A 12,725-nucleotide genomic window follows, 5' to 3' on the forward strand; every position below is an offset into this window, starting at 1 on the left:
TTTGCAGGCCTGATGAACGTAACCTCATCAGGCGGTATCACAAAATTACTTCGTCAACGCCGGTTTGTTATCAATATTGGTTAACACGCCGCTGCTGTTAAAGGTGAGCGTCAGAGTCTGCTGCGTCACGTTCTCGTGTCCTGGCTGCTGGCGGAAGACATAAAACCAGGTATTCGTACCAAAAGGATCGGTCATCATCGGCGTGCCTAAAGCATACGCAACCTGTTGTTGCGTCATACCAACACGCACTTTGGCGACATCCGTAGGTGTAAGATAGTTCCCCTGATTGATGTCAGGTCGGTAAACCACTCGCTCCAGAGTGGAACAGCCTGCGGTCAACATCAGGAGTACTGCTGCGGCAGCAGTCAGCGTTTTACAGCGCATAGTGATTGGGTTCCTTTTCGGGCCTGAGCAGTACGTGGCTCATATTAATATGCCGATGATAATAGACCTTTCATCACTTTAAAACCTTTTGCTGTCGGGTCTTACGGCGTTTTTGTTGTGAACTCAGACCTTCGGGAGGTAAAAAAGTTTACGCCGCCAGCAGTTCTTTTGCGTTTGCCAGCGTATTACGCGTAACTTCACTTCCTCCCAACAGGCGGGCCAGTTCCTGTAAACGCGCACGTTTATCCAAAGGTTGCATATGGGTTTCGGTCATTGCCCCGTCTGTTTCTTTACTGACAAAGAAGTGCTGGTGACCGCACCCGGCTACCTGTGGCAGGTGAGTGACGCACATCACCTGAGTGGATTCGCCAAGCTGACGCAGGAGTTTACCGACCACGGCGGCGGTTGGACCGCTGATGCCAACATCGACCTCGTCAAAAATCAGTGCCGGCGTTTCCATTTTGCGCGCGGTAATCACCTGAATAGCCAGCGCAATGCGCGACAGTTCACCGCCAGACGCGACTTTAGCGATAGGCTGCAGCGGCTGACCCGGGTTCGTCGTCACTTTAAACTCCACGCGATCGGCGCCGTCGTTGCTCAGATGATGCTCATCAAATTTCACGTCGATAGTAAACAGACCGTGCGGCATCGAAAGTAAATGCATACTTTCAGTGATCAACTGCCCCAGCTCCTGGGCATAAAACTGACGCTGTTGATGCAGCGCTTGCGCCGTTTCCAGCGCTTGTTGGTGATGCTTATTAACCGCCAGCGTTAGCGTTTCCAGCGAATCGGCCTGATCGTCGAGCTGCTGCTGTTCTTCGAGCAGTGACTGATAAAGCTGCGGCAGCGCTTCCGGGCTGACATGATGTTTTCGCGCCAGCGAAATTTGTTTAGCGATGCGCTGTTCAAGTTCAAACAGGCGATTGGGGTCTAAATCCAGACGCTCGCAATAGTGGCGTAATTCATCGCTGGCTTCGGTGAGTTGGATAGTGGCTTCTTCCAGCATATCCAGGATGCCGGAAAGCTTGCTGTCCATACCTACCAGCTCGCTAACCAGTTGTTTTGCGCTATATAACTGGCTTTGCAGGTTAACGTCTTCGCCGTCCGCGAGTAGCGCCAGAGCGTTCTGGCTGGTCGTAAGCAACTGCCCACTGTTGGCCAGCCGTTTGTACTCTTCGTCAATTTGCTCGAATTCGCCGGCCTGCGGATTAAAGTCGTTCAACTCTTTTAACTGATATTGCAGCAGTTCCGCGCGCGCGGCGCGTTCCTGGCTTTGTTGCTGGTGATGGGCGAGATCGCGGCAGCTTTGATGCCATAATTGGTAGCGAGCAGCCATCTGCTGCGCTAAAGCGGCTTCGTTGGCATAGCTATCCAGCAGCGATTTTTGCTGTTCGGGTTTGGTAAGCTGCTGGTGCGCATGTTGACCGTGAATTTGAATCAGCAACTGACCGAGCTCGCGCAATTGAGACAGGGGCACAGCGGTGCCGTTAATAAAGCCCCGTGAGCGACCATCGCTGCTGATAACGCGGCGAAGTAAGCATTCGCGCCCTTCTTCAAGCTGGTTTTCTTCCAGCCAGCGCAATGCCGCAGGCGTGTCTTTCAGCGCAAAGCGGGCACACAAATCGGCACGGGTCGCTCCGCTACGGACCATATCGGCCTCAGCGCGACCGCCCAGACACAGACCCAGGGCATCAATCGCAATAGATTTACCCGCGCCGGTTTCACCAGTAATGACGGTCATTCCGCTCTGAAAATCGATCTCAAGCTCACGAACGATAGCAAAATTGCTGATGGTCAGTTGCGCCAACATAGCTGTTTTCCTGTATGAAAAACCATGACTGTAATTAAATACAGTATAAACTGGTTTTTTATACAGTAAAGAGGCTAACGTAAAATTAGAATAATTTTTTTGACCAACCGAGTTTTGTGCTTAATGTATTGAAATAGCTATAGTCTTTGGGATGTATGAGGTTGAGATGGTAATCGCAGCGGCGAATCAGCACATCTTCTCCTTCCTGAATAGGCAGCGCTATCTGGCTGTCGCAGCTAATTTCCAGATCGCTACGGCGATGCGAAAAACGCAGACGAATCGTGCTACTGCTGTTAATGACTAACGGGCGCGCCGACAAGGTATGCGGGAACATCGGCACCAGGGTGATTGCATCCAGTGAAGGGGTCAGAATAGGGCCGCCTGCGGAGAGCGAATAGGCGGTGGAGCCGGTCGGCGTAGAAATGATCAGACCATCAGATCGCTGTGAAAAAGCGAAGGTTTCATCAATATAAACCTCGAATTCGATCATATGCGCCACTTTTCCCGGATGCAGCACCACTTCATTAATGGCTGTGCTGATACGTTTCTGGCGGTCCTGTTGGCAGACCTGCGCTTCCAGCAGAAAACGTTTTTCGGAGATATAGCGCCCTTCCAGCACATCAGATAATTGTTGCAGGGCGTTGTCCGGATCGAGATCGGTCAGGAAGCCAAGATTACCGCGGTTAATGCCAATCACATTGATGTCATAACGCGCCAGCGTACGCGCTGCGCCAAGCATATTGCCGTCGCCGCCCACGACTACCGCCAGATCCGCCTGTTGACCAATTTCCGCCAGCGTGCCGGTTGGCACATTTTTTAGCTGTAATTCGTGGGCGATTTGTTGCTCCACAATGACCTCATAACCCTGATCGCATAGCCAACGGTAGAGCATTTCATGTGTCGTGAGTGCGGTGGGATGACGCGGATGCCCCACAATGCCGATACACTTGAAATGATTATTCATTTTTCTGAGGTCCTTGTAGCGAAGATTGATGACAATGTGAGTACTTCCCTTGAAACCCTGAATCTGATCCCCATAATAAGCGAAGTTAGCGAGATGAATGCGAAAAAAAACGCGGAGAAATTCATGAGTAGTAAAGAACAGAAAACGCCTGAGGGGCAAGCCCCGGAAGAAATTATCATGGATCAGCACGAAGAGGTTGAGGCAGTTGAACCAAACGATTCTGCTGAGCAGGTGGATCCGCGCGATGAAAAAATTGCGAATCTGGAAGTTCAGCTTGCAGAAGCCCAGACTCGTGAACGCGACACCGTGTTGCGTATCAAAGCGGAAATGGAAAACCTGCGCCGTCGTACTGAACAGGATATCGAAAAAGCGCATAAATTCGCTCTCGAGAAGTTCGTCAACGAATTGCTGCCGGTCATCGATAGCCTGGATCGCGCGCTGGAAGTCGCAGACAAAGCCAATCCGGATATGGCGGCAATGGTCGAAGGGATTGAGCTGACGCTGAAGTCTATGCTGGATGTGGTGCGTAAGTTCGGCGTGGAAGTGATTGCTGAGACCAACGTGCCGCTGGACCCGAACGTGCATCAGGCGATTGCGATGGTGGAGTCGGAAGAGGTTCCGGCAGGCAATGTGCTGGGTATTATGCAGAAAGGCTATACGCTGAACGGTCGTACCATTCGCGCGGCGATGGTGACTGTAGCGAAGGCGAAGTAAAAGTCTGATGGCCGATGTAAAGTCGGCCATTTTTTTAGCTTAAAAAATCCTGCACTTCCAGCCACGGCGTGTTGAAATCCTCTATTTTTTTATATTCGCTCATTGGCAGAACGACCACATTATAGGTGTCAGATCCTTCATTCAGATCAAAAATCTGGAAGCCCCTCTTATTGAGTTCGGTCTGGATGCGCTCAAAGATCTCGTCAAGGTAACGGTCCCCGGCTTCACAGACATCGGAGATTTCATCCTCTTGGGTTATTTCGACAAGAAGATTTCTTAATTCCTCAGAATCCGTCAGGTTTTTTGTGAGTTCATAAAAGCGATCTGCGGCAAAATTAGCCAGTTCGCCTTCTTCATCTTCACCTTTCCAGTCAACGAGGTGAATAAATCCTTCGCCGCGTAGAACTTGTAAAAATGCCTGTGCCAGCTCGTTATTTCCGAGATCGCCACCGCTACAATCCAGGACGTCCTGCAACCCATATTCGTCTTCATCTTCGTCTTCAAAGATTTCAGGTTGCGTCGAAAGTTGAGAGAAAATAGTGGGCCATAAGGTTGGGTTGTGCGATAAAAAAACGTTGGCGACGACGTTGAGGTCGTCTGCAAAATTCTTATCCCATTCAATTACATAATCTTCTGACATAACATCAATATCCTTTCTGAATGCCTGAAAAGACATTATTGCATTGTTAAGTAAATGGCAGGAATTGATGGAATCTTAAAAGACGGCGATAAAAAAGGCGAACCGGAGTTCGCCATTGTGTTACTCCGCCACACTCTCGCGCAGCGGTTTTACCGGTACAACCTTTACCTGCTTAATCATATTTTCCTGTACATCGAGAATATCGATATCGTACTGCTCAATGCGCACGCGCGTGCCAGCAACCGGAATTTCCTCCAGCGCCTCCAGAATCACCCCGTTGACGGTGCGCGCGTCATCTTCCGGCAGGTGCCAGTTAAACGCTTTATTGATTTCCCGGACGTTGGCGGTACCGTCAATAATGACCGAACCGTCGTTTTGCGGCGTGACCTCTTCCGCCAGTGTCGGCGACATCGATGTGGTGAAGTCGCCAACGATCTCCTCGAGAATATCTTCCACGGTGACCAGCCCCTGGATATCGCCATATTCGTTGACGACCAGTCCGACTTTCTTTTTATTGCGCTGAAATTTAATCAGTTGTGTACTGAGCGGCGTACCTTCCGGGACGTAATAGATTTCATCGGCGGCGCGCAGCATCATCTCTTTGGTGAACTCTTTTTTCTCGGCCATTAACCGCCAGGCTTCACGCACGCGCAGCATACTGATGGCGTCATCCAGCGAATCGCGATAGAGCACAATGCGTCCGTGCGGCGAGTGGGTAAGCTGCCGCTCGATAGACTTCCAGTCGTCATTGATATCGATTCCGATAATTTCATTACGCGGCACCATGATGTCATCCACGCTGACCTTTTCCAGATCGAGAACCGACAGCAGCATATCCTGATTGCGGCGAGAGATTTGCGAACGGGATTCATGCACGATAGTGCGTAATTCCTCTTTGCTTAACGACCCGCTGACCACGATGTCCGTTTTAATTCCCATCAGACGCATCAGCAGGCGGGTGATGGTGTTAAGTAACCACACCAGCGGCATCATCAGTATCTGTAACGGCGCCAGCAGGAAGCTGCTGGGATAGGCCACTTTTTCCGGATAGAGCGCGGCGATAGTTTTGGGCAGGACTTCGGCAAAAACTAACACGACAAACGTCAGTACCCCGGTGGCGATAGCCACGCCGGCGTCGCCGTAAAGCCGCATACCCACAATCGTGCCGAGCGCCGAGGCAAGAATGTTGACCAGGTTATTGCCGATCAGCACCAGGCTTATCAGTCGGTCGGGTTTACGCAGTAATTTTTCTACCCGTTTTGCCGAGCGATTACCTTGCTTCGCCATATGGCGTAAACGGTAACGGTTTAGCGTCATCATTCCAGTTTCGGAACCGGAAAAATAGGCCGAGATGACCACCATGATGATTAATATGATAATCAGCGTGGTGGTGGAGATGTGTTCCAGGGGAAACTCCTTTAAAAGCTTAGCTTACAAATTGCTGTAATATGCGGCTACCAAAATAGGCCAGCGTCAGAATACCCGCGCCTGCGACGTTAAACCACACGACCCGCCGACCCCGCCAGCCTTCATGGTAATGCCCCCACAGCAGAACGATATAGACAAACCATGCCACGATAGAGAGCACGGCTTTATCAATATTTTCAGTACTGAACAGGTTATGCATGTAAAACAGGCCGGTACACAGAGTAAGGGTCAGCAGTACGACGCCAATCTGCGTGATATGGAACATTTTGCGCTCAATGCTCATCAATGGCGGCATTTCATTACTAAACGCCAGCTTTTTGTTCTTCAACTGATAGTCGATCCACGCCAGTTGTAGCGCATACAGCGCGGCGATTATCAGCGTCGCGTAAGAGAAAAGCGACAGACCGATGTGCACCATCATGCCTGGGGTCGCTTCCAGATGCGTAATATATTCATTAGGCATAAACGTGGCGAAGGCCAGGTTAATCAGCGCAAAAGCATAGACAATGGGTAGAAGTAGCCAGCCGCGATTACGCGACGCGACAATGGTCATCACCGTGCAGATCATCAGGCTGACCAGCGAACCGACATTCAGCAGGCTCAGGTTTTGTCCACTGTCGCCGCCGGGCAGAATACGCGATTCCAGCGCGACAGCATGGCACACCAGCGCGATGACCGCAGAAAGAATAGCCATACGCCGCCAGCCGCTGTTTTTTTGCAACAGTCCGGGAACGATCAGCGCGAGGCTGAAGGAGTAGGCGACAAGGGCAAGTAAAGCAAAAACGGGCATAGTTGTGTCGACAGTTGACCAGTGAGAAAGAGAAGCAGTATAGCGTTACGTGACCGCAGCTCCAACCGTTGCATAACAACAAAGACGGCTTCATGGTATACTGTGGCGAAATTCTGTAACTGTGTCGCTGCGGCGACCAACCGTTTCCACCCCAGGCGAGAGACAATGTTTGATAATTTAACCGATCGTTTGTCGCGCACGCTGCGCAATATCAGTGGCCGTGGGCGCCTTACTGAAGACAACGTTAAAGAGACGCTGCGCGAAGTGCGCATGGCGCTGCTGGAGGCTGACGTTGCGCTGCCGGTAGTGCGTGAGTTCATCAATCGCGTAAAAGAGAAAGCGGTTGGTCATGAAGTTAACAAGAGCCTGACCCCAGGGCAGGAGTTCGTCAAGATTGTCCGTAGCGAACTGGTTGCGGCGATGGGCGAAGAGAACCAGACGCTGAATTTAGCTGCGCAGCCGCCAGCCGTAGTATTGATGGCGGGTCTGCAGGGGGCGGGTAAAACCACCAGCGTCGGTAAGTTGGGTAAATTCTTGCGCGAGAAGCACAAGAAGAAAGTGCTGGTCGTCTCTGCCGACGTCTATCGCCCGGCGGCGATCAAACAGCTCGAAACGCTGGCTGAACAGGTTGGCGTGGATTTCTTCCCGTCTGATGTCGGCCAGAAACCGGTTGATATCGTCAACGCCGCGCTGAAAGAAGCGAAGCTCAAATTCTACGACGTGCTGCTGGTGGATACCGCCGGTCGTCTGCACGTTGACGAAGCGATGATGGACGAAATCAAACAGGTCCACGCTTCTATCAAGCCAGTAGAAACGCTGTTTGTCGTCGATGCGATGACCGGTCAGGATGCGGCGAATACCGCAAAAGCCTTTAACGAAGCGCTGCCGTTAACCGGCGTGGTGCTGACCAAAGTTGATGGTGATGCTCGTGGCGGTGCGGCGCTCTCTATTCGTCATATCACCGGCAAGCCGATTAAATTCCTCGGTGTCGGCGAGAAAACCGACGCGCTGGAGCCGTTCCACCCGGATCGTATCGCCTCGCGTATTCTCGGCATGGGCGACGTACTGTCTCTTATCGAAGATATCGAAAGCAAAGTTGACCGCGCACAGGCTGAGAAGCTGGCGACCAAACTGAAGAAAGGCGACGGTTTCGACCTGAACGACTTCCTGGAACAGCTCAAACAGATGAAAAACATGGGCGGTATGGCCAGTCTGATGGGCAAATTACCGGGCATGGGGCAGATTCCGGACAACGTTAAATCGCAGATGGATGACAAAGTGCTGGTGCGTATGGAAGCGATCATCAATTCGATGACGCTGAAAGAGCGCGCGAAGCCGGAAATCATCAAAGGTTCCCGCAAGCGTCGTATCGCGCAGGGCTGTGGGATGCAGGTGCAGGACGTTAACCGCCTTCTGAAACAGTTCGACGACATGCAGCGCATGATGAAGAAGATGAAGAAGGGCGGGATGGCGAAGATGATGCGGAGTATGAAGGGGATGATGCCGCCAGGCTTCCCGGGTCGCTAATTTCCCGGCCTGGCTCACTTGCTATTTCGGCACCGGGGTGTGCTCGCCATCCTCACGTACTGCGTGTACGCTGCGGTGGCTGCGCGCACGCCGGTACCGAACTCGCTGCGCCGCCGACGGCCTTCTACAGCAGAGTTATTAACTGTTGATTGCAATTCTCCCAGAAATCAGTAAAATTTTCGGGCTTTTAATATGACGCCGGGCTCCGTTCCTCGATGGGGCCCGGTTGTTTTATTCACACAAGAGGATGTTATGGTAACTATTCGTTTAGCTCGTCACGGCGCTAAAAAGCGTCCGTTCTACCAGGTTGTTGTCACCGACAGCCGTAATGCACGCAACGGTCGCTTCATTGAGCGCGTTGGTTTCTTCAACCCAATCGCTAGCGAAAAAGAAGAAGGCACCCGCCTGGATCTGGATCGCATCGCTCACTGGGTTGGCCAGGGCGCAACCATTTCCGATCGCGTTGCGGCGCTGATCAAAGAAGTAAAAAAAGCAGCTTAATCTGTCACGGTGGTCATGATGAGCAAGCAACTCGCCGCACAAGTACCCGCTGAACCGGTTGTACTGGGGAAAATGGGTTCTTCATACGGTATCCGTGGTTGGCTCAGAGTGTTTTCCTCCACTGAAGACGCCGAAAGCATTTTTGACTATCAGCCCTGGTTTATCCAGAAGGCGGGTCAGTGGCAGCAGGTACAGCTGGAAAGCTGGAAGCACCACAATCAGGATCTGATCATCAAGCTGAAAGGCGTTGACGATCGAGATGCCGCGAATCTTCTGACCAATTGCGAAATTGTCGTGGATTCCTCGCAACTTCCTGCGCTTGAGGAGGGAGACTATTACTGGAAAGACCTGATGGGTTGCCAGGTAGTCACCGCTGAAGGCTACGATCTCGGTAAAGTTATCGACATGATGGAAACCGGGTCGAATGACGTTCTCGTCATTAAGGCGAACCTGAAAGATGCATTTGGTATCAAGGAACGACTAGTACCGTTCCTCGATGGGCAGGTTATCAAGAAAGTCGATCTCGCTACTCGTACTATCGAAGTAGACTGGGATCCTGGTTTTTAAACCACCGAATAAACGGTAATAAATGGCGTTATGGGGATTGGCTTGTGTTTATTGGCATCGTTAGCCTGTTTCCTGAAATGTTCCGCGCAATTACCGATTACGGGGTAACTGGCCGGGCAGTAAAAAATGGCCTGCTGAACATCCAGAGCTGGAGTCCTCGCGACTTCACGCATGACCGGCACCGTACCGTGGACGATCGTCCTTACGGCGGCGGACCAGGGATGTTAATGATGGTGCAACCCTTGCGGGACGCCATTCACGCAGCAAAAGCCGCGGCAGGTGAAGGCGCTAAAGTGATTTATCTGTCGCCTCAGGGACGCAAGCTTGATCAAGCGGGCGTTAGCGAGCTGGCCACGAATCAGAAGCTTATTCTGGTGTGTGGTCGCTACGAAGGCGTAGATGAGCGCGTAATTCAGACCGAAATTGACGAAGAATGGTCAATTGGCGATTACGTTCTCAGCGGTGGCGAACTACCGGCAATGACGCTGATTGACTCCGTCGCCCGGTTTATACCGGGGGTTCTGGGGCATGAGGCATCAGCAATCGAAGATTCGTTTGCTGATGGGTTGCTGGATTGTCCGCACTATACGCGCCCTGAAGTGTTAGAGGGGATGGAAGTACCGCCAGTATTGCTGTCGGGAAACCATGCTGAGATACGTCGCTGGCGTTTGAAACAGTCGCTGGGCCGAACCTGGCTTAGAAGACCTGAACTTCTGGAAAACCTGGCTCTGACTGAAGAGCAAGCAAGGTTGCTGGCGGAGTTCAAAACAGAACACGCACAACAGCAGCATAAACATGATGGGATGGCATAGGCCCCCAAATATCAGTTTACCCAGGATAAGAGATTAAATTATGAGCAACATTATTAAGCAACTTGAACAAGAGCAGATGAAGCAGAACGTACCTTCCTTCCGTCCGGGCGATACCGTGGAAGTGAAAGTATGGGTTGTTGAAGGTACCAAGAAACGTCTGCAGGCATTCGAGGGCGTGGTTATCGCTATTCGTAACCGCGGTCTGCACTCTGCATTCACTGTTCGTAAAATTTCCAACGGCGAAGGCGTTGAGCGTGTCTTCCAGACTCACTCTCCGGTAGTTGACAGCATTGCTGTTAAACGTCGTGGTGCTGTTCGTAAAGCTAAACTGTACTACCTGCGTGAGCGTACTGGTAAAGCGGCTCGTATCAAAGAGCGTCTTAACTAAGAACGCGCTTTCGCAACATCCGAAAGCTTGTAGAAAAGAAGGGGCTGGCATTACGCTGGCCCCTTTTTTATGGGGTTGCTCCACGCCATAGACGGTTGCATGATTAGTCTGGGTCAGTGGTCTCAACGCTGAGTCAGAAACGGCCAGGCCCGTTCCTTAGTTTAGCGAGCGTTCCGCACGCCGGTGTTTAGCCTGATACATATTTCGATCGGCCAGTTCTTGTAGTTTTTCGGCAGTGGCATGTTCCCATGTCAGCGCAAAGCCAATACTCAGGGTCATCGTTATTCGCTGGCCGTTATGCAGTTCAAAAGGTCGATTAAACGCCTGGGATAGCGCTGCGCAAATACGTTGTACTTCATATTCCGAATGTACATCGTAAAGCACCATCGCAAATTCATCGCCGCCGAGTCGGTAAGTCTGATAACGGCTACCACCGAATTCCGCTAATCTTTTGGCAACCTCTATAAGTACGCGGTCGCCTGCCGCATGTCCCCAGGTATCATTAATATATTTAAAGTTATCGCCATCCAGAAATAACAATGCCGAACTGCTACGAGCGGAATTGTCCTTCATCAGCGCGTTAATACAGCTGCGAAATGCCGCGCGATTGGCAAGCCCCGTCAGCGGATCGTGCAGCGCGGTACGTAGTAACTGGGCATTTTTAGCCTGAAGCCGTAGCTGCCATTCTTCCATCTCATCCAGAAGGCTATTGAAATCCTGCGCAAACAGGTGAAATTCCGCAATACGCTCATCAGGTACCCGGCGTGAAAAATTTCGGTTAGTGCGAACGTCGTGTACAACTTCAGTAATATTTTGCAGCGCATCCACAACGCCATTGTGCAAATAACGCGTGAGCAGCAGGGCAATGCCGGATGCCAGCAGAATACATCCTGTCAGCACTGCCAGCGATAGCCAGATAAAATGACCAATAAGGCTGTCGCGGGCGACAAGCCGTACTTCGCCGATGGCCCTGCCGTTGTGCCAGACGGGTTGCGATACCGGCAATGGAAAAAGCCAGTGGCTAATTAAGCCGATGAGCTTATCGTCTGCGGCTCGCGCATCATAGCGCCATGAGGCGATAGTACGGCCATTTTTATCGCGGACCTCCGCCGCTGAAAATTGTCCCTGGCGTCCCAGTGTGGCGAGCGTTTCCGCTGCGGCCGCGTTATCGGAAAATACCAGTGCCGCTTCAAGGCTATGGGCCATTGTGGCGGCGGTCAAATCGAGATTTTTTTGCGCATACTGTTTGAGCGTAAGGACAGACGCAACGCAAATTAATAGCCAGATCAATGTCATTGTAAGCAGCACGCTGATTATACTAATCCGCCGTAGTGTGCGTTTAAATGTTGGTCTGGACAGAGAAAATTCCTTATTCATGCTTTTGATTCCGTGCAAGCATTAATACTTCTGGATTCACTCTCACGCCGCTATGCGAGAGGGAGTCCAGGTTGACGGAAAATTTGACTTCATCATTGTTAATGATCAGACAAAATGCGCTGCCAATAATACATTCGGTATTTTGCTCGGCAATTAATAACAAGGCATTAACTGGATAATGACGCGTTAACTCCACCTGATAAGCTGGCGATTCATTGCCAAAGTAAAAACCATCACAGCGGGCGCTCAGGGCTTCTTGTGTGGTACGGATGACAAGCGGTTGATAAGGGAAAGCCCAGTCAGCCTCTTCGCTAAGTACCCTGACAAAACGCGCAGATGAAAATATGCATAGCCTTGGCGGCCCGGATAACGCCGGCCAGTGTGTATAACTGACGATACCGGAGACGATGGCGCGTACGGATTTCTCTTCTTCCGTGACGCGTTGAGCATACAGAGGCAAGCTTGCTAATAATAGCGATAACAGAAGGATAAATCGGTGAGAAAAACGCATTAACAAGTCCCCACCATCTTCAGTCGTAAAGCATTAAAATACATCCGTGATTGTTTGTAGCAAAATAACATTATTTTGCCATATCGTCATTATGTCTTATTGATAATATGAATAATTTAAGTGGCATCCCTGATATTAAATTCTTGTGATAATGGTATTAATCACCCTATATCAGAAAGTAAAAATATGTGTGCGGACAAAAAATAATCAAAAAATAGCGAGCATCGCTCATTTTACCGCTTTTCTGAGGCTGGGAATAAAATAATTCACTTGTTGTGTAAAGTTTTTGATACGAAATGAAGGGGTTTAATC

The 12,725-nt window shown here is 50.9% G+C and carries 14 protein-coding genes; 6 read left to right on the top strand and 8 right to left on the bottom strand.

Going from position 1 to position 12,725, the window contains the following annotated elements; translation table 11 throughout:
* Positions 1-45: 45 nt before the first annotated feature.
* The 3 genes from bamE to nadK all read right to left on the bottom strand — a co-directional run bounded on the left by bamE (position 46) and on the right by nadK (position 3,158).
* On the bottom strand, positions 46-384 hold the full coding sequence (gene bamE, locus NA986_RS09975) for an outer membrane protein assembly factor BamE (protein WP_001203445.1): 339 nt from the start codon (positions 382-384) through the stop codon (positions 46-48).
* Positions 385-532: 148 nt separating this feature from the next.
* Positions 533-2,194 (bottom strand): DNA repair protein RecN, encoded by a 1,662-nt coding sequence (gene recN / locus NA986_RS09980; protein ID WP_000880958.1) that lies wholly within the window; start codon positions 2,192-2,194, stop codon positions 533-535.
* Positions 2,195-2,279: 85 nt separating this feature from the next.
* Positions 2,280-3,158: an NAD(+) kinase gene (gene nadK, locus NA986_RS09985; RefSeq protein WP_001059155.1), complete on the bottom strand. Its 879-nt coding sequence runs from the start codon at positions 3,156-3,158 to the stop codon at positions 2,280-2,282.
* A gap of 123 nt (positions 3,159-3,281) precedes the next feature.
* Here nadK and grpE point away from each other — a divergent pair, with 123 nt between their 5' ends.
* Complete coding sequence (gene grpE, locus NA986_RS09990) at positions 3,282-3,872, top strand: nucleotide exchange factor GrpE (protein ID WP_001518875.1); 591 nt, start codon at positions 3,282-3,284, stop codon at positions 3,870-3,872.
* A 34-nt stretch (positions 3,873-3,906) separates the two neighbouring features.
* Here the strand turns inward: grpE and NA986_RS09995 are convergent, their stop codons facing one another.
* The 3 genes from NA986_RS09995 to NA986_RS10005 form a co-directional block, all read right to left on the bottom strand.
* Complete coding sequence (locus NA986_RS09995; protein WP_001287923.1) at positions 3,907-4,512, bottom strand: DUF6630 family protein; 606 nt, start codon at positions 4,510-4,512, stop codon at positions 3,907-3,909.
* Between the two features lie 120 nt (positions 4,513-4,632).
* The gene (locus NA986_RS10000) at positions 4,633-5,919 is read right to left on the bottom strand and encodes an HlyC/CorC family transporter (RefSeq protein ID WP_127172650.1); all 1,287 of its coding nucleotides are present in this window, start codon (positions 5,917-5,919) and stop codon (positions 4,633-4,635) included.
* Between the two features lie 19 nt (positions 5,920-5,938).
* Positions 5,939-6,730: a cytochrome C assembly family protein gene (locus NA986_RS10005; protein ID WP_001537507.1), complete on the bottom strand. Its 792-nt coding sequence runs from the start codon at positions 6,728-6,730 to the stop codon at positions 5,939-5,941.
* Between the two features lie 165 nt (positions 6,731-6,895).
* On the opposite strand from NA986_RS10005, the gene ffh reads away from it, so the two are divergent.
* The 5 genes from ffh to rplS all read left to right on the top strand — a co-directional run bounded on the left by ffh (position 6,896) and on the right by rplS (position 10,525).
* Complete coding sequence (ffh, locus tag NA986_RS10010; RefSeq protein ID WP_000460052.1) at positions 6,896-8,257, top strand: signal recognition particle protein; 1,362 nt, start codon at positions 6,896-6,898, stop codon at positions 8,255-8,257.
* A 252-nt stretch (positions 8,258-8,509) separates the two neighbouring features.
* Positions 8,510-8,758: a 30S ribosomal protein S16 gene (rpsP, locus tag NA986_RS10015; RefSeq protein ID WP_000256453.1), complete on the top strand. Its 249-nt coding sequence runs from the start codon at positions 8,510-8,512 to the stop codon at positions 8,756-8,758.
* Positions 8,759-8,776: 18 nt separating this feature from the next.
* The gene (gene rimM / locus NA986_RS10020; protein WP_000043266.1) at positions 8,777-9,325 is read left to right on the top strand and encodes a ribosome maturation factor RimM; all 549 of its coding nucleotides are present in this window, start codon (positions 8,777-8,779) and stop codon (positions 9,323-9,325) included.
* Positions 9,326-9,369: 44 nt separating this feature from the next.
* Complete coding sequence (gene trmD, locus NA986_RS10025; RefSeq protein WP_000469813.1) at positions 9,370-10,137, top strand: tRNA (guanosine(37)-N1)-methyltransferase TrmD; 768 nt, start codon at positions 9,370-9,372, stop codon at positions 10,135-10,137.
* Positions 10,138-10,177: 40 nt separating this feature from the next.
* Positions 10,178-10,525, top strand: a complete 348-nt coding sequence (rplS, locus tag NA986_RS10030; protein ID WP_000065257.1) for a 50S ribosomal protein L19 — start codon at positions 10,178-10,180, stop codon at positions 10,523-10,525.
* 156 nt (positions 10,526-10,681) lie between these two features.
* On the opposite strand, the gene dgcN is transcribed toward rplS, so the two are convergent.
* Positions 10,682-11,902: a diguanylate cyclase DgcN gene (gene dgcN / locus NA986_RS10035; RefSeq protein ID WP_001030985.1), complete on the bottom strand. Its 1,221-nt coding sequence runs from the start codon at positions 11,900-11,902 to the stop codon at positions 10,682-10,684.
* Positions 11,895-12,413: a YfiR family protein gene (locus NA986_RS10040; RefSeq protein ID WP_001212379.1), complete on the bottom strand. Its 519-nt coding sequence runs from the start codon at positions 12,411-12,413 to the stop codon at positions 11,895-11,897. Before NA986_RS10040 ends, dgcN begins: the two co-directional genes overlap by 8 nt.
* Positions 12,414-12,725: the final 312 nt, after the last annotated feature.

It is taken from the genome of Salmonella sp. NW177, from assembly GCF_051811585.1.
GTDB lineage: Bacteria > Pseudomonadota > Gammaproteobacteria > Enterobacterales > Enterobacteriaceae > Salmonella > Salmonella enterica.

What these genes read in the sequence shown, in the direction of transcription:
- nadK (WP_001059155.1), bottom strand. Translation starts at nt 3,158, where the DNA reads ATGAATAATCATTTCAAGTGTATCGGCATTGTGGGGCATCCGCGTCAT.
- NA986_RS10040 (WP_001212379.1), bottom strand. Translation starts at nt 12,413, where the DNA reads ATGCGTTTTTCTCACCGATTTATCCTTCTGTTATCGCTATTATTAGCA.
- dgcN (WP_001030985.1), bottom strand. Translation starts at nt 11,902, where the DNA reads ATGAATAAGGAATTTTCTCTGTCCAGACCAACATTTAAACGCACACTA.
- rplS (WP_000065257.1), top strand. Translation starts at nt 10,178, where the DNA reads ATGAGCAACATTATTAAGCAACTTGAACAAGAGCAGATGAAGCAGAAC.
- grpE (WP_001518875.1), top strand. Translation starts at nt 3,282, where the DNA reads ATGAGTAGTAAAGAACAGAAAACGCCTGAGGGGCAAGCCCCGGAAGAA.
- NA986_RS10005 (WP_001537507.1), bottom strand. Translation starts at nt 6,730, where the DNA reads ATGCCCGTTTTTGCTTTACTTGCCCTTGTCGCCTACTCCTTCAGCCTC.
- ffh (WP_000460052.1), top strand. Translation starts at nt 6,896, where the DNA reads ATGTTTGATAATTTAACCGATCGTTTGTCGCGCACGCTGCGCAATATC.
- rpsP (WP_000256453.1), top strand. Translation starts at nt 8,510, where the DNA reads ATGGTAACTATTCGTTTAGCTCGTCACGGCGCTAAAAAGCGTCCGTTC.
- rimM (WP_000043266.1), top strand. Translation starts at nt 8,777, where the DNA reads ATGAGCAAGCAACTCGCCGCACAAGTACCCGCTGAACCGGTTGTACTG.
- bamE (WP_001203445.1), bottom strand. Translation starts at nt 384, where the DNA reads ATGCGCTGTAAAACGCTGACTGCTGCCGCAGCAGTACTCCTGATGTTG.
- NA986_RS09995 (WP_001287923.1), bottom strand. Translation starts at nt 4,512, where the DNA reads ATGTCAGAAGATTATGTAATTGAATGGGATAAGAATTTTGCAGACGAC.
- recN (WP_000880958.1), bottom strand. Translation starts at nt 2,194, where the DNA reads ATGTTGGCGCAACTGACCATCAGCAATTTTGCTATCGTTCGTGAGCTT.